The sequence below is a fragment of the Rhodanobacter sp. OK091 genome, assembly GCF_900142825.1.
Classification (GTDB): Bacteria; Pseudomonadota; Gammaproteobacteria; order Xanthomonadales; family Rhodanobacteraceae; genus Rhodanobacter.
This window is the reverse complement of the sequence record NZ_FRCH01000006.1, coordinates 118,383-141,493: the sequence shown is the minus strand read 5'-3', so window position 1 is coordinate 141,493 and position 23,111 is coordinate 118,383. Positions and strand designations below refer to the sequence as shown.

Annotated in this window: 19 protein-coding genes and 1 riboswitch; of the genes, 14 read left to right on the top strand and 5 right to left on the bottom strand. The window is 65.4% G+C overall.

Annotated features, from left to right (window positions below; all coding sequences use genetic code 11):
- Positions 1 to 30: 30 nt before the first annotated feature.
- The 5 genes from BUA26_RS19290 to BUA26_RS19270 all read left to right on the top strand — a co-directional run bounded on the left by BUA26_RS19290 (position 31) and on the right by BUA26_RS19270 (position 3,842).
- Positions 31 to 651: a YceI family protein gene (locus tag BUA26_RS19290; RefSeq protein WP_072762524.1), complete on the top strand. Its 621-nt coding sequence runs from the start codon at positions 31 to 33 to the stop codon at positions 649 to 651.
- Positions 648 to 1,226, top strand: coding sequence for a cytochrome b (locus BUA26_RS19285; RefSeq protein ID WP_072762523.1), 579 nt, complete (start codon positions 648 to 650; stop codon positions 1,224 to 1,226). Before BUA26_RS19290 ends, BUA26_RS19285 begins: the two co-directional genes overlap by 4 nt.
- Positions 1,226 to 1,771 carry a YceI family protein gene (locus BUA26_RS19280; RefSeq protein WP_072762522.1) on the top strand — a complete coding sequence of 182 codons (546 nt, stop codon included), beginning with the start codon at positions 1,226 to 1,228 and terminating at the stop codon, positions 1,769 to 1,771. The genes BUA26_RS19285 and BUA26_RS19280 overlap by 1 nt, the downstream gene beginning before the upstream one ends.
- 12 nt (positions 1,772 to 1,783) lie before the next feature.
- A complete protein-coding gene (locus BUA26_RS19275; RefSeq protein WP_072762521.1) occupies positions 1,784 to 3,169 on the top strand; it encodes a GTP-binding protein in 1,386 nt (461 codons plus the stop codon).
- A gap of 100 nt (positions 3,170 to 3,269) precedes the next feature.
- On the top strand, positions 3,270 to 3,842 hold the full coding sequence (locus tag BUA26_RS19270) for a DUF4337 domain-containing protein (RefSeq protein WP_072762520.1): 573 nt from the start codon (positions 3,270 to 3,272) through the stop codon (positions 3,840 to 3,842).
- A gap of 730 nt (positions 3,843 to 4,572) precedes the next feature.
- Here BUA26_RS19270 and BUA26_RS19265 read toward each other — a convergent pair.
- Positions 4,573 to 4,809 (bottom strand): glutaredoxin family protein, encoded by a 237-nt coding sequence (locus BUA26_RS19265; RefSeq protein WP_072762519.1) that lies wholly within the window; start codon positions 4,807 to 4,809, stop codon positions 4,573 to 4,575.
- A 76-nt stretch (positions 4,810 to 4,885) separates the two neighbouring features.
- Between BUA26_RS19265 and BUA26_RS19260 the strand changes: the two genes are divergently transcribed.
- The 3 genes from BUA26_RS19260 to BUA26_RS19935 all read left to right on the top strand — a co-directional run bounded on the left by BUA26_RS19260 (position 4,886) and on the right by BUA26_RS19935 (position 9,046).
- The gene (locus BUA26_RS19260; protein ID WP_072762518.1) at positions 4,886 to 6,268 is read left to right on the top strand and encodes an L-serine ammonia-lyase; all 1,383 of its coding nucleotides are present in this window, start codon (positions 4,886 to 4,888) and stop codon (positions 6,266 to 6,268) included.
- A gap of 95 nt (positions 6,269 to 6,363) precedes the next feature.
- The gene (locus BUA26_RS19255) at positions 6,364 to 8,028 is read left to right on the top strand and encodes an APC family permease (RefSeq protein WP_072762517.1); all 1,665 of its coding nucleotides are present in this window, start codon (positions 6,364 to 6,366) and stop codon (positions 8,026 to 8,028) included.
- A gap of 244 nt (positions 8,029 to 8,272) precedes the next feature.
- Entirely contained in the window at positions 8,273 to 9,046 is a 774-nt protein-coding gene (locus BUA26_RS19935; RefSeq protein WP_178368637.1) for a nuclear transport factor 2 family protein, read from the top strand.
- Between the two features lie 79 nt (positions 9,047 to 9,125).
- On the opposite strand, the gene BUA26_RS19240 is transcribed toward BUA26_RS19935, so the two are convergent.
- The 3 genes from BUA26_RS19240 to BUA26_RS19230 form a co-directional block, all read right to left on the bottom strand.
- Positions 9,126 to 10,268, bottom strand: coding sequence for a homoserine dehydrogenase family protein (locus BUA26_RS19240; RefSeq protein WP_083573106.1), 1,143 nt, complete (start codon positions 10,266 to 10,268; stop codon positions 9,126 to 9,128).
- Complete coding sequence (metB, locus tag BUA26_RS19235) at positions 10,265 to 11,452, bottom strand: cystathionine gamma-synthase (protein WP_072762516.1); 1,188 nt, start codon at positions 11,450 to 11,452, stop codon at positions 10,265 to 10,267. The genes BUA26_RS19240 and metB overlap by 4 nt, the downstream gene beginning before the upstream one ends.
- A 75-nt stretch (positions 11,453 to 11,527) precedes the next feature.
- Positions 11,528 to 12,556, bottom strand: a complete 1,029-nt coding sequence (locus tag BUA26_RS19230; protein ID WP_083573112.1) for a homoserine O-succinyltransferase MetX — start codon at positions 12,554 to 12,556, stop codon at positions 11,528 to 11,530.
- An 81-nt stretch (positions 12,557 to 12,637) separates the two neighbouring features.
- Positions 12,638 to 12,754, bottom strand: a riboswitch (SAM riboswitch).
- 325 nt (positions 12,755 to 13,079) lie between these two features.
- Between BUA26_RS19230 and BUA26_RS19225 the strand changes: the two genes are divergently transcribed.
- From BUA26_RS19225 to BUA26_RS19200, 6 genes are all read left to right on the top strand, one after another.
- Positions 13,080 to 13,805, top strand: a complete 726-nt coding sequence (locus BUA26_RS19225; RefSeq protein ID WP_072762515.1) for a 2OG-Fe dioxygenase family protein — start codon at positions 13,080 to 13,082, stop codon at positions 13,803 to 13,805.
- A gap of 157 nt (positions 13,806 to 13,962) precedes the next feature.
- The gene (locus tag BUA26_RS19220) at positions 13,963 to 15,138 is read left to right on the top strand and encodes a fatty acid desaturase family protein (protein WP_072762514.1); all 1,176 of its coding nucleotides are present in this window, start codon (positions 13,963 to 13,965) and stop codon (positions 15,136 to 15,138) included.
- Positions 15,139 to 15,272: 134 nt separating this feature from the next.
- On the top strand, positions 15,273 to 15,629 hold the full coding sequence (locus BUA26_RS19215; protein WP_072762513.1) for a DUF1304 domain-containing protein: 357 nt from the start codon (positions 15,273 to 15,275) through the stop codon (positions 15,627 to 15,629).
- A gap of 14 nt (positions 15,630 to 15,643) precedes the next feature.
- A complete protein-coding gene (locus BUA26_RS19210; RefSeq protein WP_072762512.1) occupies positions 15,644 to 16,306 on the top strand; it encodes a M24 family metallopeptidase in 663 nt (220 codons plus the stop codon).
- A gap of 212 nt (positions 16,307 to 16,518) precedes the next feature.
- A complete protein-coding gene (gene fusA / locus BUA26_RS19205; protein WP_072762511.1) occupies positions 16,519 to 18,648 on the top strand; it encodes an elongation factor G in 2,130 nt (709 codons plus the stop codon).
- A gap of 364 nt (positions 18,649 to 19,012) precedes the next feature.
- Positions 19,013 to 21,925, top strand: coding sequence for a TonB-dependent receptor (locus BUA26_RS19200; RefSeq protein WP_083573105.1), 2,913 nt, complete (start codon positions 19,013 to 19,015; stop codon positions 21,923 to 21,925).
- A 219-nt stretch (positions 21,926 to 22,144) separates the two neighbouring features.
- Here BUA26_RS19200 and BUA26_RS19195 read toward each other — a convergent pair whose 3' ends face one another.
- Positions 22,145 to 23,026, bottom strand: a complete 882-nt coding sequence (locus BUA26_RS19195) for an EamA family transporter (protein ID WP_072762509.1) — start codon at positions 23,024 to 23,026, stop codon at positions 22,145 to 22,147.
- Positions 23,027 to 23,111: the final 85 nt, after the last annotated feature.

Sequence of the window (23,111 nt, the reverse complement as noted above, 5' to 3'; positions counted from 1 at the left end):
CGCCGCCGCCGATCGGCCAGACTTCACGCCATGCGTCATTTCCGCTCCAGCGTCTGGGTATGGTGGCTCGCGGCGTTCCTGCTGCCGCTGACGTCGGCGCATGCCGCCAGCGCCAGCTATCGCTACGACACGGTGCACAGCCAGATCGTTTTCAGCATCAGTCACGATGGTTATTCGCGTCCGTTCGGGCGGCTGCACATCGCCAAAGGCTGGCTGCGTTTCGATCCGGACGACTGGAGCACGGCTGCCACCGAGCTGGATATCGATCTGACCGGGGTGGACATGGGCGACACGGACTGGAACAAGGCCGTTTGCAAGCCGGCCCTGCTCGATTGCGCGCGCAACCCCTATGCTCATTTCGTCAGCAGCAGTGTCGAACGCAAGGACGATCATCACGGCACGCTGCACGGGCAGCTCACCTTGCGCGGGGTCAGTCAGCCGCTGAGCATTCCGTTCACATTCAACCGTGCCGCCAAAACCATCTACGGACTGCATACCATCGCCGGCTTCTCGGCCGCCGCCATGCTGGATCGCGAGGCATTCGGCATCACCGCCAACGCCGGATCGATCGGTCAGCAGGTAGGCGTCTGGCTGGAACTCGAAGCCGTTCGCGACGAGCAGGCCGTTCCCGCATCGAAGGAGCAACCATGAGTCTGCGCAGCAATGATCGCCAATGGGGTACGGTCGCCAAGTTTTTCCACTGGATCATCGCACTGGCCATCCTCGGCAACGGCACCTTCGGCCTGCTGATGGACCTGGCGCATTCGCCGATGCAGAAGATCAATTGGCTCGCGCTGCACAAGTCGATCGGGCTGACCGTGCTGGCGCTGGTGCTGTTGCGCGTGCTGTGGCGCTGGGGTGACGGCCGCCCGCGCGAGGAACCGGCGCCACGCTGGCAGCAGTGGGCTGCTCGGCTCACCCATGGCGTGCTGTATGTGTTGATCGTGGCGCTGCCGCTCAGCGGCTGGTGGTTCAATTCCGTCAGCGGCAAACCGCTGCAGTGGTTCAAGCTGTTCAATCTGCCGGCGCTGGCTGAGAAGAATGACGCACTGCGCGACTTAGTACGCGACGTGCACGAATACCTGTTCTGGTTTCTGCTGCTGGTGCTGGTGGCACACGTCGGCGCGGCGCTGAAACATCATGTGTTCGACAACGACAACGTATTGCGCCGGATGCTGCCGTTCGGCCGTCTGCGCAACCACACGACGCCCCAAGGAGAATCCTGATGAAACGACTTGCCGCGCTGCTCGCGCTCGCCCTGCCCTTCGCCGCCACCGCAGCCGACTATGCCGTGCAACCGGCCGCAAGCACGCTGGGTTTCAGCGATACCTTCCAGGGCGAGGCCTTCAATGGCCACTTCGGCCAGTGGACGGCGGCGATCAGCTACGACCCGGCCAACCTCGCCGCTTCGAAGTTCGACGTCGAGGTAGTCCTGGCCAGCGTGAAGACCGGCGACAAGGATCGCGACGGCGCCTTGCCCGGTACGGATTTCTTCGACGTGGCGAAATTCCCGAAGGCGCATTTCGTCAGCACCGGCTTCCATCAGAACGGCGCCCGGGTGATCGCCGACGGCAACCTCACCTTGCGCGGCGTGACCAAGCCGGTGAGTCTCGACGTCACGTTCAAGCCGCAAGGCAAGAGCGCCACGCTGGACGTGGCAGGTACCGTCAAGCGGCTCGAATTCGGCGTGGGTGGTGGCGATTATGCCGATACGTCAGTGATCGGTGCCGACGTGAAGATCACCGCGCACCTGCAGCTCGCGCCGAAGTAAACAGGCTTCACGATGGCGAGCGACGACTTGTGGCAACGCCTGCGTAGCTGGCTCAAGCCCGCCGCCGGCATGCCATCGACGCCGGTACCGCGTCCCGCCGCGCCGCCCCGGAACGGTGCCGGCTCGGCGCGGGTAGCCGACAGCTTGCGCAGCCTGCTCGACGACCCGACCATCCCGGCCTCGGTACGCGGCGAATTGGCTGCCGATTTCGGCCGCATCGAAAACATGTTGCACAAGCTCGAACGCGGCGAGTTGCACGTCGCCGTGTTCGGCCGCGTTTCGACCGGCAAGTCGGCACTGGGCAACGCGCTGCTGGGCCGCGAGGCATTCAGCGTCGGTGTCCTGCACGGCACCACCACCGATGCCGCGCACGCAATGCTCGATGAAGCGCAGCACGACGGCCTGGTGCTGATCGACACACCTGGCATCAACGAACTGGATGGCGAGGCTCGCGAACAGCTCGCGTTCGAGGTCGCCGAGGTCAGCGACCTGGTGATCTTCGTCGGCGACGGCGACCTCACCCGTGAGGAACTCGACGCGCTGAGGACGCTCGCTGCCACCCAGCGCCCGCTGCTGCTGGCGTTGAACAAGGCCGACCGTTACGGCGCCGACGAACTGGCCGACTTGCTGGCGCACCTGCGCCTGCGCGTGGCCGGGCTGGTGCGGGCGGAAGACGTGCTGGCGGTGGCCGCGCATCCGACCGCACAACGCGTGGTCGAAGTGGATGCGCGCGGGCGCGAACAGTCACACGAGCAGGCGCGTCCGCCGGATGTCGCCGCGCTGCGCGAGCGGTTGCTGGCGATCGCCGCCCGCGAGGGCAAGACGCTGTCGGCGATCAACGCCGGCCTTTATGCCGGCCGGCTCACCGACCAGGTCAGCGCGCGTATCGCGCAGACCCGGCAGGTGGTCGCGGCGAAGCTGATCCACAACTACTGCATCGCCAAAGGCGTGGCGGTCGCGCTGAACCCGATTCCCGTCGCGGACCTGCTCGCTGCCGCCGGACTGGACGCGGCGATGGTGGTGCAGCTGTCGCGGGTCTACGGCTTGCCGCTGACCCGCGCCGAATCGGGCCGGCTGGTGGCGGTGATCTCCGCACAGCTCGCCGCCTTGATGGGCGCGATCTGGGGCATGCAACTGGTCGCCTCCGCACTGAAGGGCGTGAGTGCCGGCCTGTCGGTGGTCGTCACCGCCGCCGCCCAGGGCGCGCTGGGCTGGTACGCCACCGTGCTGATCGGACGCGCCGCCGAACGCTATCTGGTCGCCGGCAAATCCTGGGGCGAGGCTGGCGCCAAGCGCGCGGTCGCCGACATCGTCGCCAGCCTCGACCGCGATTCGATCCTGCGTGAGGCACGCGAGGAAATCCTGCGCCGGCTCAAGAGCCGCCACACCGCGCACTGAACGGCTCATTCCCGATTATTTTTCTGCATGACGCGTCGCAGGCATGGCAACTGCGCCTAGAATCCGCCTGCCCGTCACAGTCCGCCATTCGGAGATCGCCATGTCAGAAGAGTTCGAAGTCCGCGGTGTGCATGAGGATCACTTGGACGCGGCGGCCGAACACGAGCCCCGCGGCATGGCCGGCAGGCTGGCGGTGATCACGGCGATCCTGGCCACCTTGGGCGCGATGTTCTCGTACATGGCCGGCGCCACCCAGGCCGAAGCCGGCCTGCTCAAGAATGACGCCGCCATCAAGAAGACCGAGGCGGCCAATCAGTGGAACTACTACCAGGCGAAGGGCAACAAGCAGAACCTGAGCGAGCTCGGCATGGAACTGTCCAGCGACCCGCGCAAGCCGTTCTTCGCGGCCGAAGTGAAACGCTACGAGGCCGAGAAGATCTCGATCAAGCTCGCTGCCGACAAGCTCGAAAAGGCCTCGGCCGAATTCGACGAGAAGAGCGAGGTGCAGATGCACCAGCATCACCGATGGGCGCAGGCCACGATGCTGCTGCAGATCGGCATTGCCATGGCGGCGATCGCACTGCTCACCCGCAAGCAATGGCTGGGCAAGCTGGTGCTCGCGATGGGCGGCATCGGCGTCATCGTCGGCGCACTGGCATTTTTCGGTATCTGAATTTCAGCTGCGGACACCTCCCCTCACGACACCCGTGTGTAGGAGCCCGCTCGCGGGCGATGCTCTTTTTTGCACTTGAAGCGAAGAGCTTTCACCCTCCTGCGGAGGGCGAGTTACTTCTCTTTTGCTTGTCCAAAAGAGAAGTAACCAAGAGAAAACGACACCCCGCTTACGCGCTTTGCGGGCATCGTGCCCGCAAAGTCCGCGGGTGGGTTACGGGGTTTGTCGACAGGGCTTCCTGCCCTGACGCCAAACTGGTCGGCATCCCTGCCGGCCACCCTGCGGGCTGTTCCTCCACCCACCCGCCGCTTCAGAGGGGCCCCGGGTAGAGCAGCAGGCCATCGTGGCCTGCACTCGGTGAAAAGCCGAAGCGAAGCGTCGCTCTGGCTGTTGACCTAGCTCTTCTGAAAAGTACGCGCAGGAGGCGCGTTGCTCTACCCGGGGCCCCTGTGCGGCGGTGAGACGGGGACGACAGGCCGCGCAGCGGGAGTCGACAGGGATGTCGACTCCTTTTCGTCAGGACAGGAGTCCTGTCGAAAAGCCCGGCTTCGGCTCACGGACTTGCCGGGCAGGAGCCCGGCAAGCGCCAAGCGGGGTGGCCTTTCTCTTTGGTTACCTTTCTCTTTGGCCACACAAAGAGAAAGTAACTCGGGCGCCATCGGCGCACGAAAGCTCTTGCTTCGATCAACCCACCTAGAGCCAAGAGCATCGCCCGCTAGCGGGCTCCTACCTACAGCGCGGTGGCGAGAAACGCGCGCACCGCTGCCGCGTCGAACGGCCAGTCCAGTTCGCGTCCGTCGCGAGCGTCGCGCAGCACCGGCACGCGCGTGCCGTAGCGCTGCTCCAATGCTTCGGCATCGTCGACCCACACGCTGTCGAAATCCGGCGCGCGCGCCTCGGCCAGCACGGCGAGTGCGAGGTCGCACAGGTGACAGTAATCGCGCTGGTACAGGATCAGGTCGGGCATGCGCTTGCGAATGGACTGCCAAAGGCGGGGACGCCGCGTAGAATAACCGGTCCACCTCCTTCATCAGCGTGCAACCATGGCCGTCAGCGTATTCGACCTGTTCAAGATCGGCATCGGACCGTCCTCCTCGCATACGGTGGGACCGATGCGCGCGGCGGCTCGTTTTGCCGAACGCTGGCTGGAAGAAAAAGGCGTGCTCCACCGGGTCACCCGCGTGCGCGCCGAACTGTATGGCTCGCTGGCGATGACCGGTCGCGGCCACGGCACCGACAAGGCCGTGCTGCTGGGGTTGGAAGGCCAGCATCCGGACACGGTCGATCCGGACGAGATCCCCGCCGCGCTCGAGCGCATCCGCAAGACACAACGCTTGCGCGTGCTGGGCAAGCACGAGATCGAGTTCGAGGAAAAGCGCGACCTCGTTTTCAACAAGCGCCAGAAACTGCCGTTCCACACCAACGGCATGCGTTTCAGTGCGTACGATGCCGACGGCAACGAACTGGCCACGCGCGACTATTACTCGGTCGGCGGCGGCTTCGTGGTGAACACCGACGAGGCGGCGGAAGATCGCATCGTCGCCGACACTACGGAGCAGCCGTACGCTTTTTCCACCGGCGACCAGATGCTGGCGCTGTGCAAGCAGCACGGCCTGACCATCGCCCAGCTGATGCTGGCGAACGAAACGGTGTGGCGCAGCGAGGAAGAAACCCGCGCCGGCTTGCTGACGATCTGGAAGGCCATGCAGGACTGCGTCAACCGCGGCCTGCGCTCGCCCGGCGTACTGCCCGGTGGATTGAAAGTCACCCGTCGCGCACCGGCGATGGCCGAGGAGTTGCGCAACGCACCTGAAGCCGCACTCAGGGATCCACTGACCATCCTCGACTGGGTGAACCTGTACGCGCTGGCGGTGAACGAGGAAAACGCCGCGGGCGGTCGCGTGGTCACCGCACCGACCAATGGCGCAGCCGGCATCGTGCCGGCGGTGGGCCACTACTACCTGCGCTTCTGCCCGAAGGCGAACGACGACGGCATCGTCGAATACCTGCTTACCGCCGCCGCGATCGGCATCCTGTACAAGGAGAACGCCTCGATCTCCGGCGCCGAAGTCGGCTGCCAGGGCGAAGTCGGCGTGGCCTGCTCGATGGCCGCCGGCGGCCTCACCGCCGCGCTCGGCGGCAACGTGATGCAGGTCGAGAACGCCGCCGAGATCGGCATGGAGCACAACCTCGGTCTCACCTGCGACCCGATCGGCGGCCTAGTGCAGATCCCCTGCATCGAGCGCAACGCGATGGGCTCGGTCAAGGCCATCAACGCCAGCCGCATGGCGCTGAAGAGCGACGGCAAGCACCGCGTCTCGCTGGACAAGGTGATCAAGACCATGCGCGACACCGGCCGCGACATGAAGGACAAGTACAAGGAAACGTCGCGCGGCGGCCTCGCGGTCAACGTGATCGAGTGCTGACGCCCCTGCCCTGACCTTTGCCGGGTGACACGCCCGGCCCAGTCTGCAACCATCGGTTTCTTTTGGGCGCTGCCGGCGCCCCAGCCGGAGCTTCCATGTCCCAAACCAACGCGATCCGCCGCGACGTCGGCCCCTTCGCCCTGATGCTTACCGGCCTGGGCTCGATCATCGGCTCCGGCTGGCTGTTCGGCGCCTGGCGCGCCGCCGGTCTGGCCGGCCCCGGCGCGGTATGGGCCTGGGTGCTGGGCGCCGCGATCATCATGACGATCGCGCTGACCTATGCCGAACTGGGTGCGATGTTTCCCGAGTCCGGCGGCATGGTGCGCTACAGCCATTATTCGCACGGCTCGCTGGTCGGTTTCATCGGCGCATGGGCGAACTGGATCGCGATCGTCTCGGTGATTCCGGTCGAGGCCGAGGCCTCGGTGCAATACATGGCTTCGTGGCCATGGCAGTGGGCGCACGACCTGTACATCCACATGCCTGACGGCCATGGCGAACTCGCCGTGCCGGGACTGATGATCGCAGCAGTGCTGGTGATCGTCTATTTCCTGGTCAATTTCTGGAGTGTGAAGCTGTTCGCCCACTCCAACACCGCAATCACCGTGTTCAAGTTGGTGGTGCCCGCCGCCACCGGCATCGCCTTGATCGCCAGCGGCTTCCACACCGAGAACTTCTCGGTCGGCATCCACGGCGACAAACACGCCACCGACTTTGCCGCGATCCTCACCGCGGTCGCCACCGCCGGCATCGTGTTTAGCTTCAACGGCTTCCAGAGCCCGGTGAACCTCGCCGGCGAAGCACGCAACCCGGGCAAGAGCATCCCGTTCGCGGTACTCGGCTCGATCGCGCTGGCCACCGTGGTCTACGTGATCCTGCAGGTCGCCTATATCGGCTCGGTACCGCCGGACATGCTGGCCAAAGCCGGCTGGCACGGCATCGATTTCCGCTCGCCGTTCGCCGAACTGGCGATCATCGTCAACCTGCACTGGCTGGCGATGCTGTTGTACATCGACGCATTCATCAGCCCCAGCGGCACCGGCATGACCTATACCGCCACCACCGCGCGGATGATCTACGGCATGGAACGCAACGGCACGCTGCCGAAGATCCTCGGCCAGGTGCATTCGAAGTGGGGCGTGCCGCGTCCGGCGATGTGGCTGAACCTGGCGGTGTCGTTCCTGTTCCTGTTCTTCTTCCGCGGCTGGGGCACTTTGGCGGCGGTGATCTCGGTGGCTACGATCATCTCCTACCTGACCGGCCCGGTCAGCGTGATGACCTTGCGCCGCACCGCGCCGGAGCTGCACCGTCCGTTCCGCCTGCGCGGCCTGTCGGTACTCGCCGGCATCGCCTTCATCATGTCGACCGAGCTGCTGTACTGGGCGAAGTGGCCGCTGACCGGCGAGATCATCCTGCTGATGGTGGTGGCGCTGCCGGTATATCTCTACTACCAGGCCAAGAACGACTGGCATGATTTCGGACGACAGATGAAAGGCGCCTGGTGGCTGGTGTTCTACCTACCCACGCTCGCGTTGGTGTCGTGGGCAGGCAGCACCTCGTTCGGCGGCAAGGGCTATCTCTCGTACGGGATGGACCTGGGCGTCGTGGCGGTGATCGGGCTGGTGTTCTATCTGTGGGGCGTAAAGTCCGGCTGGCGCACGCCGTCGGTGGAGGCGGCGCAACTGGAAGCACACGTCGATCCGTTCACGCCGCTGGTGCCACCGGATGAAGAAACGGCGGAACGCATCACCGGTCGCTGAGCCTCGCACCGGTTGCATCGAAAAGCGCGCGGCACCAAGCCGCGCGTTTTTTTGTTTCAGAGATGCATTCCATCCAGCGCGCTTGTCGAAAACGCGCCGCTCCGTTCGTCATTGATGCAAGAGCCCGTGAAAGGGCACACCGCCCGATGTGCGGAGGAGAACGACGATGCATTCCCCCAGCGATCGTTTCGCGAGAAGAGCGCCTGCCTACCCCCCAGTGGCAGCGCAACCCGGGGCGGGTCGCATGACGGACGCGCAGCAGACCCGGGATCTCGTGCGCCGCTTCTACGCCACATACCACTCGGCCGACCGCGACGCGATCGAGAAGCTGTTGAGCCACGACTTCCGATTCACCAGCCCGTATGACGACGCCATCGATCGCGCCACGTATTTCGAACGTTGCTGGTCGCATGCCGGAACGTTCGCCTATCTGGACGTGAAGGAGCTCCTCATCGAGGGTGACACCTGCTTTGTGCTTTACGAAGGCGCTGCCGCCAACGGCTCGAGGTTCCACAATACCGAGCGGCTCCAGCTCGAAAACGGCCGCATCCGTTCGGTGGAAGTCTTCTTCGGCCGGCCGCAAGGCGAAACCTCGGATGCCGGAAGCGATATCCGCGCGCTCGTCGAGCGCCAGGCCCAGGCCATCCGCGACAAGGACGCCGACGGTGTGATGATCCACAACGCGCCGGACATGTTGTCCTTCGACATCGTCGCGCCACTGCGCCAACGTGGTGCGGAGGTGGTGCGGGAGCGGCTGCAGCACTGGTTCGATGCCTTCGACGGCGCCATCGGCTGCGAGGTGCGCGAACTCGAGGTGGCGACTTCCAGCGACACCGCATTCGCTCACTTTCTGCAGCGCTTCAGCGGCACCAACACCAGCGGTATAGCGATCGACATGTGGGTGCGCGTGACGATGGGATTGCGCCGTATCGACGGCCGCTGGCTGATCGTCCATGAGCACATGTCCGACCCGTTCGATCCCGACAGCGGCATGGCGCTGACCCAGCTCGCACCTTGAGCACGCGCTATCCGATCAAGACATCCACCGGGCGATCGCGGCCGGATAAGCGATGCCGCGGCCCATTCCCGCGGCGCGTTCAAGCGAGTGCCAGCACATCTCCCAGCAACGCTTGCGCCGTCACTTCTGGCCCGGCACCCGGCCCCTGGATCACCAGCGGCTGGGTGTTGTAGCGGGTGGTGGTGAGCGCGAACTGGTTGTCGGTGCCGTACAAGCGTGCAGCCGGATGGCTCAGCGGCACTTCGACCAGGCCGACGCGGGCGCGGCCCCGCTGGTTGAGACGGGCAAGAAAGCGCAGCACGCAGCCGCGCGACTTCGCTTCGGCATGCAGTTTGGCCAGCGGTTCGTCCAGCTCTTCCAATCGAGCCAGAAAAGACTCCGTATCCAGCGCACGCAGCGACTCGGGCACCAGGCCTTGCATGTCCACCTCGTCGGTGCCCAGCGAGAAGCCGGCGTTGCGGGCAATGATCAGCAGCTTGCGCGCGACGTCCTCGCCGGACAGGTCCGAGCGGGGATCGGGCTCGGTGTAGCCGAGCTTGCGCGCCTCGCGCAGCAGCGCGGAGAACGGGCGGCTGCCGTCATATTGGTTGAATAGCCACGACAACGAGCCGGAGAACACGCCTTCCAGCGTGAGCAAGCTGTCGCCACAGGTGCGCAGGCGGCGCAGCGTCGACAATACCGGCAAGCCGGCTCCCACCGTCGCCGAATCGCCGTAGCGACCGCCATGTGCGAGCGCCGCCTGCAGCGCACGCCAGCCGGGCAGTTCGCCGCCGGCCAGCGCCTTGTTCGCTGTGACCACGTGATACCCGCGCGCCAGCCATTCGGCGTGGCGCGACGCCAGCGGCGCGCTGGCGGTGGCGTCGACGATCACCCGGATCGACGCGCCGCTGGCATCGAGTGCGGCGAGCAGGCCGGCGTTGTCGCGGATGTCGCCCTGGTTATTCAGTTGCTCGCGCAGGCTGCGACTGGCCAGGCTGGCCGGGTCGGTCTGCTGCCGGCGCGAGTTGGCGGCGCCGACCAGCCGCAACGACGCCGCGGCCGGCGTGTTGAGCAGCTTCAGCAGGGCACCGCCGACCACGCCGGTGCCAAGCAGCACGATCGCGATGGCCGGCGCTGCGGAAGCGATTTTTGTGGGAGCGGCTTCAGTCGCGATTTTCCCGCGGGCCGTGATCGCGGCTGAAGCCGCTCCCACAGTAGCCGCAGCATCCAGCACCGCGCTCATGCGATCACCCGGCGTTTGGATTTCTCCACGGTGACGGCACGCAGCAGCGCCGCATCGAGGTCACGCAACAAGTCGTCGCCATCCTCGATGCCCACCGACAAGCGCAAGAGGCTGTCGGCGATACCGGCATTACGGCGTGCCTCGGGCGCCATCGCCGAATGCGTCATCGAGGCCGGATGCGCGATCAGGCTCTCCACCCCGCCCAGCGACTCGGCCAGCGAGAAGTACTGCAGCCCGTCGACGAAAGCTTCGATCTGCGTCACGTCGCCTTCCAGCTCGAAGCTGAGCATGGCGCCGAAGCCCTGCTGCTGCCGCGAGGCCAGCGCGTGGCCAGCATGGCTGGACAGGCCGGGGTAGTACACCTTGCGCACGGCCGCATGACCGTCCAGCTGCGCGGCGATGCGGGTAGCGTTCTCCTGATGCTGGCGCAGCCGCACGCTGAGCGTGCGCAAGCCACGCAGGGTGAGATAGCTGTCGAACGGCGCGCCGGTGAGGCCATTGCAGTTGGCCCACCACTTCAACTGATCGAACACCGCCGCGTCGCGCGCCACCACCGCACCGCCGACCACGTCGCTGTGGCCGTTGATGTACTTGGTCGTGGAATGCACCACCACGTCGGCTCCCAGCAGCAGCGGCTGCTGCAGTGCCGGCGACAGGAACGTGTTGTCGACCACCAGCAACGCGCCGACCGCGTGCGCGGCCTGTGCCACGTGGCGGATGTCGGTGATACGCAGCAGCGGATTGGACGGCGTCTCCACCCATACCAGCGCGGGCTTCTGCGCCAGGCCGGCGGCTAGCGCCACGCTGTCGGTGAGGTCGGCGAACTCCACGCGGAAGCGGCCCTTCTTCGCCCATGCATCGAGCAACCGCCAGGTGCCGCCGTAGCAGTCGTGCGCGGCCAGTACCGTGGCGCCCGCCGGCACCAGCTCCAGCGCCAGCGCGACCGCCGACATGCCGCTCGATGTCACCACCGCGCCGGCGCCCTGCTCCAGTTCCGCCAGCGCATTGCCGAGCAGGTCACGGGTGGGATTGCCGCTGCGCGAGTAGTCGTACGGCCGCTTGCCGCCAAGGCCGTCGAAGCTGTAGTTGGTCGACAGGTGCAGCGGCGGCACCACCGCGCCGTGCTGGGTGTCCGATTCGATGCCGGCGCGCACGGCGCGGGTACAGGGGGCGGACTCGCTCATGGGATGGATCTCCGGGTCTTCGTGCTGTGGTGATGGGGCAAGTTCTGGCAGGAACAATTTCTGGCGGATGCGGGCTTAGCTCAGCGCTTCGCGCAACAGCGGCGCGAGCTGCTCGGGTTCTTTGAGGAAGGCGTCGTGGCCGTACGGCGACTCGATCACCTCGAGCGTGGCCGGACCATGCAGGCGGCGCTGCAGCTCGCACAGGTCGGCCAGCGGCACCAGCCGGTCGGACGGAAACCCGATCAGCGTGGCCGGCGTGGGGATCTGTTCAGGCTTGACGTCGTGCAGGTCGATCGACTCGGACAACGCCAGAAACCGGTCGGCATTGAAGCGCTCGACAAAGCGGCGGCCCTGATGCTCCAGATAGTCCTCGACCGGAAAATGGAAGCGGTCGTCGCGCCACTCCGGCTCGCCGGCAAAGCGGCGACCGAACTCGCCGCTGCCGCGGTAGGTGGTGACCGCCAGCTGACGCGCCAGCGCCAGCGCTTCGTCGACCTGGCCGCTGGCCTGGCCCAGCCGCACGATCCCGCGCTGCACGCTGCGCTGCGCCGTGCTGAGCGGGTGCGGCCGATGCGCGCCGGCCAGCAGCACCAGCCGGTCCACGCAGCGGGGATGCCGCGCGGCAAACGCCAGCGCCACCATCGCGCCGTACGAAGAACCGACGAAGGCATGTGCCCGCGAGATGCCCAGCGCCTGCAGCAAGGCAGCCAGCGCATCGGCCTGATCCTCGCTGGACACCGAGCCGGCGCCCAGCTCGTCCGGAGTCAGCCAGTCGATCGCCAGCACGCGCCAGCGTTCCAGATCGATCGCCGCACCGCTGCCGACCAGCGCCTGCCACCAGCCCGGTGCCACCTGGCCATCCAGTGCGGTGACGTCGCGGTCGGCCGAGATGCCACCCTGCACGATCAGCGTCGGCGCATCCGGTGCGCCGCACCACAGATAGCGCACTTCGACCTCGCGCGGGCCATTGCCATACCTGGGGCCGATGACCAGCCGCCGCGTGCTGCGCTGGGCGGTCAGGCCCTCGCGACGCGATTCCACATGAAAGCGTGCCGAAGGCTGGCTGATATTGGGCTCGGCGAGTGGCTGCGGCTGAAAGGTCATGCGGTTCTCCGGTCGCATCGCCTGCGGGGCGCCGGAGCCGGGTGTCATCCATGCGCGCGAAGGGAACTGCGGCAGGAATGACGCCCATCTCTCGGTGGCGCCGTGGCGCCTCCGCAGGATTTGGCACCGTGACGGGAACGTTTCCCGCAGGTTGCCCCGGCATCAAAGGGCCTATCCCTCCGCCGGTCTCGATGAGTGAAGCGGATAGTGAAGGCTATCCTCATGCGCTGTCAATAGACGTCTAAACATCTAAACGTATATATGTTTATTGGTTATAACCATTGACTGAACCTGCAGAGGCCAGACATCCGCACGACCGGAGCACTGCCGGCCTTTCCAGGCCGAACCCGCATACCCCGCCTGGGTGTTGTAGGAGCCCGCACGCGGGCGATGCTCTTGGATGTTCTTCGGTTCGACCAAATCCAAACCAGGAGCATCGCCCGCGAGCGGGCTCCTACACGGTCCGGGTTCGGCCGGGGTGGCGGCCATCGCCGCTTCATGCAAGCCCTGCTAACGTAAGGGGATGACTGACCACCCCGATACGTCCGCGCTGCACACCCGGCTGCAGCGCGACGGTTTTGCCTTCGTCACCGCCGACATCATGCGCGGCCTGCTGCAGGCGCCGATGCTGACCGACTGGCCTGCGTTCGCTGCCAGCTGGAGCGATCTGGCGCCGGACAGCTATCTCGCCGCCAGCGGTCGCCGACGGCGCCGGCGCCATGCCGCGTTTGCCGCCGATGCGGGTGGCGAAGTGTGGCGCCAGCCACACCAGCCGCATTACCAGAGCCTGCAGTACAACCACCTGCAAGGCGACATCCAGCGCTGGTTCGAACCCGTGTTGCCGGCGGTCGCCGACGGCGCCAGCCTGCGTCGCATTCTCGGCTTCTGCCGCGATTGTTTCGGTGCGCTGGCGCCGACTGCCCGGCATTGGCATATCGAGGTGCACCAGTTCCGCATCGAGGCGCGCGCCGACGAAGCCGGCGAGCCGACGCCGGAAGGCGTGCACCGCGACGGCGTCGACTACGTGCTGGTGCTGCTGATCGACCGCACCAACATCGAGAGCGGCACTACCACCATCCACGCCCACGACGGCAGCTTGCTGGGCAGCTTCACGCTCACCCATGCACTGGATGCCGCACTGGTCGACGATGCCCGCGTGTTCCACGGCGTTACTGCGGTGACGCCGCTCGATCCCGCCCTGCCCGCGCATCGCGACGTGCTGGTGGTGACGTTCAAGGCGACGAGCTGATAACGCACGTCGCCCAGCTCCCGTGTGCGCTGGCGCCGACTCCTGGCGCGAATCGTTCGTGCGAGCGGGCTACCCATCCGCTTTCGCGACGGCGGCCAACATTCGCCTTACGCGCAATCACGTAAGATGCGTGCCTGATCTTTCGCCAGGCCATGACATGTCCCTCGATTCATCACATCGCGGGGATTTCTCTGCCGATTCGCTGCCAGCCGATGCCCACGCCGAGCGGCTGACGTTCAATGGCGACAATTCGTTCCATCGCGAACTGCGCCGCCGTGTCGACGCCGAGTTCAAGCGCAGCGGCACCCGCCAACGCGACAGCGCCCAGATGTATCTGAAGACGGCGGCCATTCTCGCCACGTTCGCGCTTGCCTATGTCGCTCTGGTGTTCTTCGCCGTCACGTGGTGGCAGGCGCTGCCGCTGGCCCTGGTGCTCGGCACGGCGATGGCGGGCATCGGCTTCAACATCATGCATGACGGTGGCCACCAGGCGTATTCGGAACGGCGCTGGATCAACCGGCTGATGGCATTGGCGCTGGATCTGGTCGGCGGCAGCTCGTACATCTGGCAATGGAAGCACGCGCGATTCCACCATACCTGGGTCAACGTGGCCGGCCACGACAGCGATATCGATCTCGGCGTGCTGGGCCGACTGTCGCCGCAGCAGCCGCGCCGGCCGTGGCATCGCTGGCAGCACCTCTATCTGTGGCCGCTGTACGGCGTCACCGCGATCCGCTGGCATCTGTTCGGCGATTTCCGCGACATGATCACCGGCACCGTCGGCGAGCGCCCGTTCAAGCGACCGAAAGGCTGGAACCTGGCTGGGTTCGTGATCGGCAAGCTGGTGTTCTTCACCCTCGCGTTCGGCCTGCCGCTGATCTTCCATTCCGTCGGCACCGTGCTGTTGTTCTACAGCCTGGTCTCGGCGGTCGCCGGCATCTTGCTGGCGCTGGTGTTCCAGATGGCGCACGTGGTGGAAGAAGCGGCGTTCCCCGTGCCGGACGAAGCCGGCCAGCAGATCGACACGCCCTGGGCGATCCATCAGCTGGAAACCACGGTGAATTTCGCTCGCGGCAACCGCGTGCTGAGCTGGCTGATCGGTGGGCTGAATTTCCAGGTCGAGCACCACCTGTTTCCGCGCATCTCGCACGTGCACTATCCCCGTGTCGCCCGCGTGGTGGAAGCCACCTGCCGCGAGTACGGCGTGGCGTATCGCGAACACCGCACGTTCGCTGCCGGCATCGCCTCGCACTACCGCCTGCTGCGGCGACTGGGCAGACCCGATACCCACGTCGCTGCCGTGCAGACAAACACACCCTTACCAACCGGCTGACCTCACTCTACGCAGGCGACCGGCCCCGCGCCGCAGATGCGAAGCGGCCGTCTTTCCGCGTTTGCGATCGACCTACGCGGCTGCGACACTCCGCAGGCGCCGCCAGCCGTCGTTCGTCAGCCAAGGGGACCGTCATGTTCATCGCCGCCAACGTCGTAATCGCCGTCATCGCGCTGCTGCATCTGTGGTTTCTGATCCTGGAAATGTTCCTGTGGACCAGGCCTTCCGGTCGCCGCGCGTTCGGCCTCACCGCGGAATTCGCCGAGCAGTCGAAGGCACTCGCCGCCAACCAGGGTCTCTACAACGGCTTTCTCGCCGCCGGCCTGGTCTGGGGTCTTTGTCTGGGTGGCGCCGGCTTTGACGTGAAAGTGTTCTTTCTCGCCTGCGTGCTGATCGCCGGCATCTTCGGCGGGCTCACCGCGAGCCGGAAGATTCTGTGGATACAGGCGCTGCCCGCGGCGATCGGACTGGTACTCGTCCACCTGGCCTGATTAAGCAGACGCTCATGACGACTCCCTCCCGCGAAGCTGTCGGACCACGCTTCGACCCCACCTCGATGCAGCGCGCCCGCGAAAAGACCTGGGCTGCGTTGCACGGCATCCGCCAGCGCATGTGTCCCGGCATCAGCGAGGACGAGGCGAAGCTCGAAGCCGCCGAAGTGTTTCGCGAACTGGACTTCGAGCGGCTGTGGCATCCGGTGATCATCCGTATCGGCGCAAACACCACCAGGACCTATCGGCAGGCTTCCGATCCGAACGTGCGGCTGGGCGAGAACGACAGTTACTTCATCGACCTCGGGCTGGTGTTCGACGGGCATGAGGGCGACGTGGGCGATACCTTCGTGGTCGGCCAGGCGCCGGAGCGGCAGGCTTGCGCGGATGCGGCTCGTACCCTGTTCGGCGAAGTAGCCGACGCGTGGCGCACGCAGGGACTGAGCGGCCAGGCGCTGTATGCATTCGCCGGCGAACGGGCCGGGGCGATGGGATGGCGGATCAACCATGCGATCAAGGGGCACCGGGTCAGCGACTTTCCGCATTCGGTGCACAAAGGCGGTGACCTGGGTGACCTGGAAGCATCGCCATCCGGCGGGTTGTGGATACTGGAGATCCAGATCGCGCATCCCACCGAGCCATTCGGCGCGTTCTACGAGGATCTGCTGACGCGCTGATCCGCATGCGCGGCAACCCCAGAGTTGACCGATCGACGCTGCCTCGCCGCGTACCGGTTATCATGCAACCGACACGTACGCGCAGCCTGCCTGCACAGGCCCGCACATCCTGCGACCCTGCTGACCTGCAGTCCCATTGAAAAAGCGCCTGCCGGACAGCATCTGGTCTGCCCGCTGTCCGCTTGCTCGACACACTTTCTGGAATCTCTACCGTGGCCCGACAGAAACCTCTCTCGCTCTACCGCAACATCGGCATCATTGCGCATATCGATGCAGGCAAGACCACCACCACCGAGCGCGTGCTGTATTACACCGGCAAGAAACACCAGATCGTCGACGTGCACGACACCAAAGACGGCAAGGGCTCCACCACCACCGACTATCTGGAGCAGGAGCGCAAGCGCGGCATCACGATCCAGTCGGCCGCCGTCTCCACCGAGTGGAAGGGCCATCAGGTCAATATCATCGATACCCCGGGACACGTCGACTTCACCATCGAGGTAAACCGCTCGCTGCGCGTGCTCGACGGCGCCGTGGTGGTGTTCGACGGCGTGGCCGGTGTGGAACCGCAGACCGAGACCAACTGGCGCCTGGCCGACCAGTACAACGTGCCGCGTATCTGCTACGTCAACAAGATGGACCGCATCGGCGCCAGCTTCGGTCACTGCGTCAAGGGCATCCGCGAACGCCTGGGCGCCAACGCGCTGCTGTGCCAGATCCCGCTGGGCAGCAGCGACGAGTTCGTGGGCATGGCCGACCTGGTCGCCGGCGTGGGCTACATCTGGGCTTCCGACGACAAGGACAGCGCCTGGGAAACCGTGCCGCTGGAGCAATTGAAGGATCGCCTGAAGTTCGGCTCCACTGCCGACAACGAATGGATCGCCAACCTGCCCAAGCTGCGCGAGGAAATGCTGGAGCACGCACTGGCGCTGGACGACGACGCTTTCGAACGCCTGCTCAACACCGGCGAACACGATCCTGCGCTGCTCAAGCAGTGCATCCGCAAGGGCTGCGTCACCGGCAAGCTGGTGCCGGTGCTGTGCGGCTCGTCGTACAAGAACAAGGGCGTGCAGCAGCTGCTGGACGCGGTGATCGACTACCTGCCCTACCCGGGCGAAAACGGCGGCATCGCGATGGTCGACGAGGATGGCAACGTCATCGGCGAACAGGTCGTGTCCGACGACGCTCCCGCGCGCGCGCTCGCGTTCAAGGTGATCAACGACCAGTTCGGCACGCTGACCTTCTGCCGCGTCTACTCCGGCGTGATCAAGAAGGGCGACACCTTGCAGAACGTCACCCGCGGCAAGAAGGAGCGCGTGGGCCGCATCGTCGAGATTCAGGCCAACGCGGCCAAGGAAATCGATGAAGTGCGCGCCGGCGACATCTGCGCCTTCGTTTCGATGAAGGACACCGAGACCGGCGATTCGCTGTCCGATCCGGCGCATCCGGCGCTGCTGGAACGCATGCGCTTCCCGGATCCGGTGATCAGCGTGTCGGTCGAGCCGAAGACCCGCAACGACATCGACAAGATGTCCACCGCGCTCTACAAGATGGTCAAGGCCGACCCGTCGCTCAAGCTCGAAGTGGACAAGGAAACCGGCCAGACCGTGCTCAAGGGCATGGGCGAGCTGCATCTGGAAGTGACGATCGATCGCATGCGTACCGAGCTGGGCGTGGAAGCGAACATGGGCAAGCCCAAGGTCAGCTTCCGCGAGGCGTTCGGCCACGTCGTCGAGCACACCTATACGCACAAGAAACAGTCCGGCGGCTCGGGCCAGTTCGCCGAGGTGAAGATGATCTTCGAGCCGACCGCGGCCGGCACCGGCGTGCAGTTCTCCGACGAGATCGTCGGCGGCCGCGTGCCGCGCGAATACATCCCGGCGATCGAGCATGCGGTCAAGGTCGAGTCGAACCAGGGCCAGATCGCCGGCTACGAAGTGGTCGACTTCAAGGCTCGCCTGATCGACGGCAAATACCATGACGTCGACTCGTCCGCGCTGGCCTTCGAGATCGCCACCCGCCAGTGCTTCCGCGAAGCGCAGAAGCTGAGCAAGCCCAAGCTGCTGGAGCCGATCATGCGGCTGGAAGTGGTGATGGAAGCGGATTATCTGGGCGACGTCATCGGCGACATCAACCGCCGTCGCGGCACGGTCAGCGACCAGGGCCACAAGGGCACCTCGGCGTTCGTGCAGGGCTTCGTGCCGCTGGCGGAAATGTTCGGTTACATCAACTTCCTGCGCTCTGCGACCCGCGGCCGCGGCACCTTCACGATGGAGTTCGACCACTACGAAGACGTGCCGGCAAGCATGGTCGACAAGTTGATGGAGAAGGAAACGAAGTAAGTCTTGCTTCCCGCCGGCGCCGCGCGCTTCGGCGTCGGCGCCGTGTGGAAAAAAGCCCGGCGATCGGCTCCGGGCGGCATGCAAGCCGGCGATCAGCAAGGTCGCCGGTTACTGCTCATGGATAGGCGCGCATCGATCGCATGAGCTTGGGAAAACTCGCTGACCCGCGAAGCATTCGCGCCAGTCGCCGACGCGCATGACATGAAGATTTTTTCGCAGCCTGGATGCTGCGACGCACGATGACAGCAGCAAATCCGCTGATCATGCTGCACCGGGTTTCGCACGACGCATCGCGTCATGCGCACACCCGGGCGCTATAGGGGGCGCCCTTTCTCAACGGGAGAGGTTGATGGATTGTCATTGCATGTCGCGCACCGCACGTTCCGTTCGTTCGCGCAAGAAGCTGCTGGACGCTGCTTGCGCCGCCGCCCTGATCGCCTTCATGGCTGCCGGCCCGGCAGCTGCCCAGACCGCTCCGGAGCAGACGCAGACTCCGCCCGCGGATACAAAAGCGAAAACAACGCCAGCCAAGACCGCCAGCAAGACCGACAAGACCGGTCGAAAATCCGAAAACACGGTGAGCAACCTCGACGCCATCGTGGTGACCGGCATCGCCGCCAGCATCGAGAACTCATTGAAGGCCAAGCAGAACTCGGATGACATCATCGAGGCGATCTCGGCCGAGGACATCGGCAAGCTGCCGGACGCCAGCATCGCCGAGAGCCTCTCGCGCCTGCCCGGCCTGGCAACCCAGCGCCTGGATGGCCGCGCGAACGTCATCTCGATCCGCGGCCTGTCACCGGACTTCGCCGGCACCACGCTCAACGGGCGCGAGCAGGCCACCATTGGCGAGAACCGCGGCGTCGAATACGACCAGTATCCGTCAGAGCTGATCAGTGGTGCGGCGGTATACAAGACGCCCGACGCCAGCCTGATCGGGCAAGGCCTGTCCGGCACCGTCGACCTGCATACGATCAAGCCATTGGACCTGCCCAACCGCGCCATCGCGATCAACCTGCGCGGCGAACACACCAGCAACGGCAAGCTCAATCCCGGCACCGGAGTCGGCGACAACGGGCATAGAGCCAGCATCTCGTACATCGACCAGTTCTTCGACCATACCCTCGGCCTCGCCGTGGGCTTCGCCCAGCTCGATTCGCCGATCCAGGAGAAGCAGTACCAGGCGTGGTGGTGGAGCGTCGACAACGGTTCGGCCGGCATCGACCAGAACTGGGGCGGCCCGCATACGCCGGGCATGCCCGACAACGTGATCTCGCAGGAAGGCATGCAGCTGCGCGCGCAATCGGAAAACCAGCTGCGCAACGGCTTGATGACCGTGCTCGAGTGGGCACCGAACGATAACTATCACTCCACGCTGGACATGTACTACTCCACCTTCAGCGAGAAGAAGTTCACCAACGGCGCGCAGTGGTCCAGCAGTCCCTGGGATGGCATTTCCTATGCGAACGTGGGCGTGACACCCAGCCAGCCCTATCCCGTCGTCACCTCAGGCACGATCAACGGCCTCGCACCGATCCTGCAGAACGAATACACCAAGGAACACGACAAGCTGTTCTCGGCGGGCTGGAACAACCAGTACGACTTCGGCAACGGCTGGGCGGCGACGGCGGATCTGTCGTATTCCAGCGCAAAGAAGAAACTGCACGACGCTTACCTGTTCAGCGGCCTGTCCGGCGGCGCCTTCACCAGTGCGCAGTTCTCCACGCCGCTGGGCAACGGGTACCCGTACTTCACGCCAGGCGTGAACCTCGCCGATCCCGCCACGGTGGTCTTCACCGACCCGGATGGCTACGGCTACAACGGCCGCCAGGAATTCGACCATCAGAAAGACACGATCAAGGCGGTCCGGCTGGAAGTGACCCATCCCCTGGGATGGATCTTCAGCAGCTTCAACCTGGGTATGGACTACTCGGACCGCACCAAGACCAAGCAGGCCGACGTGGGCTTTGCCTGGTTGAACGGCAACGGCTCCACGTCGGGCACCTACGACAACCACTTCAGCACGCCGATCAATCCGGCTTTCCTGTATGGCCCCACCTCGCTCAGCTACGGCGGCATCCCGGGCATCCTCAACTACAACGTGCTGGCCGCGCTGCAGAACCAGTTCTACCTGACCCAGCGCAATGGCCAGTCGGACTGGAGCCGCAACTACACGATCGAGGAGAAAGTCCCCGTCGCCTACGCCAAGTTCAACATCGAGACGACGCTGGGCAGCATTCCGCTGCGCGGCAACGTGGGCGTGCAGTTCGTGCGCACCGATCAATCCTCCGATGCGCTGCAGACCAATGGCGATGCCCTGGTCGGCCGCATCACCGACGGTGCCAAGTACAACAACGTGCTGCCCAGCCTGAACCTGGTGGCGCAGCTCACCGACAAGCAATACCTGCGTTTCGGCCTGGCCAAGACGATGGCCCGCGGCCGCATCGACGACGAGAAGGTCGCGACCTCCGCCAGCGTGTCGAAGCAGCAGAACGGCCCCGCCGCCGGCCAGGTGCTGTGGTCCGGCAGCGGCGGCAACCCGAAGCTGAGGCCTTACGTGGCGGTCGGCACCGATCTGTCGTACGAGTTCTATTTCGGCAAGTCCAGCTATGTCGCCGCAGCGGTGTTCAACAAGAACCTGCTCAACTACATCTACAACCAGACCACGCTCGACTACGACTTCTCCCACTACATCAACGACAACCCCACGCTCACGCCTACCAGCAACATCGGCTCCTTCACCCGCCCAGCGAACGGCACCGGCGGCAGGATGGAGGGCCTGGAATTGTCGGGTGCGCTGGAAGGCGGAATGCTGACGCAGGCGCTGGACGGTTTCGGCGTGCAGGCCAACTTCTCGCTGACCAACAGCAGCATTCCGGTCAGCTCGATCTCCTCGATTCCCGGTGGCCCGAAGACCTTGCCCGGCCTGTCGCGCAAGGTCGCCAACCTCGCGCTGTACTACGAGAAGTACGGCTGGTCGGCACGCATAGCCGAACGCTACCGCTCGTCCTTTACCGGCGAGGCTGTAGCGCTGTTCGACCAGCTCGGCTACACCACGATACTGGCCAACAAGCAGACCGACCTCCAGCTCGGCTACGCCTTCCCCGAAGGCCGCTGGAGCGGCTTGTCGATCCTGCTGCAAGTCAGCAACCTCACCAATACTCCCGATGCGACGGCGCAGGTTGCGGGCCTGCCCAACAACGTCAAGGTCGCCAGGCCGCTGGAATACGACACCTGGGGACGCACGGTGATGCTGGGAGTGAATTACAAGCTGTAGCGGATGGTTGAAAAACAACCTGCCGATGCGATCCACGGAGGGATCGCTCGCGCATCGAGCATGCAAAGGGCCGGCTCGTCATTCCCGCGGTTTTCAACAGCCGCATGGCTGGTCAAGCGGAAATCCACCGTCTTTCCCGTAACGCGTGCACCACGGGATCCCGGATATCGCTTCGCGATTCCGGGATGACGGGCAAAATCAGGGCATCCTTGCCGACGCTCAGTTCGCCAGCGGCTCGGCCAGCGCGGGCTGAACGCTCAACGCGGTGCCGGCCGCGGCCACGATGATCGCCACAATGGCCAGCCATTGCAGCACGCTGAGCTGCTCGCCCAGCAACGCCACGCCGGCCACCGCAGCGACGGCCGGCTCCAGGCTCAACAAGGTGCTGAACGTGCGCGCCGGCAGCCGCGTCAGCGCGACCATCTCCAGCGAATACGGCAGCGCCGAACTCAGCACCGCCACGCCCAGCGCATACGGCAGCAGCGTCGGCGACAGCAGTGCCGCACCGGCATGCGCGACACCGAACGGGATCGCCAGCAACGCGCCGATCGAGGTGCCCAGAGTCACCGCATCCGCACCGTAGGCCGCCCCCGCCTTCCGCCCCAGCACGATGTACAACGCCCAGCCACCGCCGGCGGCCAGCGCGTACAGCACGCCGACCGGATCCAGCGCCTGCATTTGCCCGCGCAGCGGCAGCAACAAGGCCAGCCCGGCCACCACCAGCGCGATCCAGACGAAGTCGAGCAAGCGGCGCGAGCCGAACAGCGCCAGCGCCAGCGGCCCGGTGAATTCCAATGCCACCGCGATGCCCAGCGGTATCGTGCGCAGCGACATGTAGAACACCAGGTTCATCGCACCCATCGAGAGGCCGTAGCCCCATAGCGCGCGCCGGTCGCGCCGACTGCCCCAGCGACGCCACGGCCGCCGCCACAGCAGCAGGATCAGCGCGCTGAGCCCCAGCCGATAAGCGGTGGCGCCCTGCGCGCCGACCTGCGGGAACAAGTGCTTGGCCAGCGACGCGCCGCATTGGTACGAGACCATGCTGATCAGCAGCATGCCGACCGCGAGCGCGACCGGGGCAACGGTAGAGCGTGATGACATGAGTGCAGCCACGGCGGAAGAACAGTCCACCCATGATGCCCGCAGACCCGCATGAAACCCACCATGCAGACCGCCATTGCTGACA

Coding starts and splice junctions, on each gene's coding strand:
- BUA26_RS19220 (WP_072762514.1), top strand. CDS start 13,963: ATGTCCCTCGATTCATCACATCGCGGGGATTTCTCTGCCGATTCGCTG.
- BUA26_RS19260 (WP_072762518.1), top strand. CDS start 4,886: ATGGCCGTCAGCGTATTCGACCTGTTCAAGATCGGCATCGGACCGTCC.
- BUA26_RS19210 (WP_072762512.1), top strand. CDS start 15,644: ATGACGACTCCCTCCCGCGAAGCTGTCGGACCACGCTTCGACCCCACC.
- BUA26_RS19215 (WP_072762513.1), top strand. CDS start 15,273: ATGTTCATCGCCGCCAACGTCGTAATCGCCGTCATCGCGCTGCTGCAT.
- BUA26_RS19285 (WP_072762523.1), top strand. CDS start 648: ATGAGTCTGCGCAGCAATGATCGCCAATGGGGTACGGTCGCCAAGTTT.
- BUA26_RS19230 (WP_083573112.1), bottom strand. CDS start 12,556: ATGACCTTTCAGCCGCAGCCACTCGCCGAGCCCAATATCAGCCAGCCT.
- metB (WP_072762516.1), bottom strand. CDS start 11,452: ATGAGCGAGTCCGCCCCCTGTACCCGCGCCGTGCGCGCCGGCATCGAA.
- BUA26_RS19195 (WP_072762509.1), bottom strand. CDS start 23,026: ATGTCATCACGCTCTACCGTTGCCCCGGTCGCGCTCGCGGTCGGCATG.
- BUA26_RS19935 (WP_178368637.1), top strand. CDS start 8,273: ATGACGGACGCGCAGCAGACCCGGGATCTCGTGCGCCGCTTCTACGCC.
- BUA26_RS19240 (WP_083573106.1), bottom strand. CDS start 10,268: ATGAGCGCGGTGCTGGATGCTGCGGCTACTGTGGGAGCGGCTTCAGCC.
- BUA26_RS19290 (WP_072762524.1), top strand. CDS start 31: ATGCGTCATTTCCGCTCCAGCGTCTGGGTATGGTGGCTCGCGGCGTTC.
- BUA26_RS19270 (WP_072762520.1), top strand. CDS start 3,270: ATGTCAGAAGAGTTCGAAGTCCGCGGTGTGCATGAGGATCACTTGGAC.
- BUA26_RS19265 (WP_072762519.1), bottom strand. CDS start 4,809: ATGCCCGACCTGATCCTGTACCAGCGCGATTACTGTCACCTGTGCGAC.
- BUA26_RS19200 (WP_083573105.1), top strand. CDS start 19,013: ATGTCGCGCACCGCACGTTCCGTTCGTTCGCGCAAGAAGCTGCTGGAC.
- BUA26_RS19225 (WP_072762515.1), top strand. CDS start 13,080: ATGACTGACCACCCCGATACGTCCGCGCTGCACACCCGGCTGCAGCGC.
- BUA26_RS19280 (WP_072762522.1), top strand. CDS start 1,226: ATGAAACGACTTGCCGCGCTGCTCGCGCTCGCCCTGCCCTTCGCCGCC.
- BUA26_RS19275 (WP_072762521.1), top strand. CDS start 1,784: ATGGCGAGCGACGACTTGTGGCAACGCCTGCGTAGCTGGCTCAAGCCC.
- BUA26_RS19255 (WP_072762517.1), top strand. CDS start 6,364: ATGTCCCAAACCAACGCGATCCGCCGCGACGTCGGCCCCTTCGCCCTG.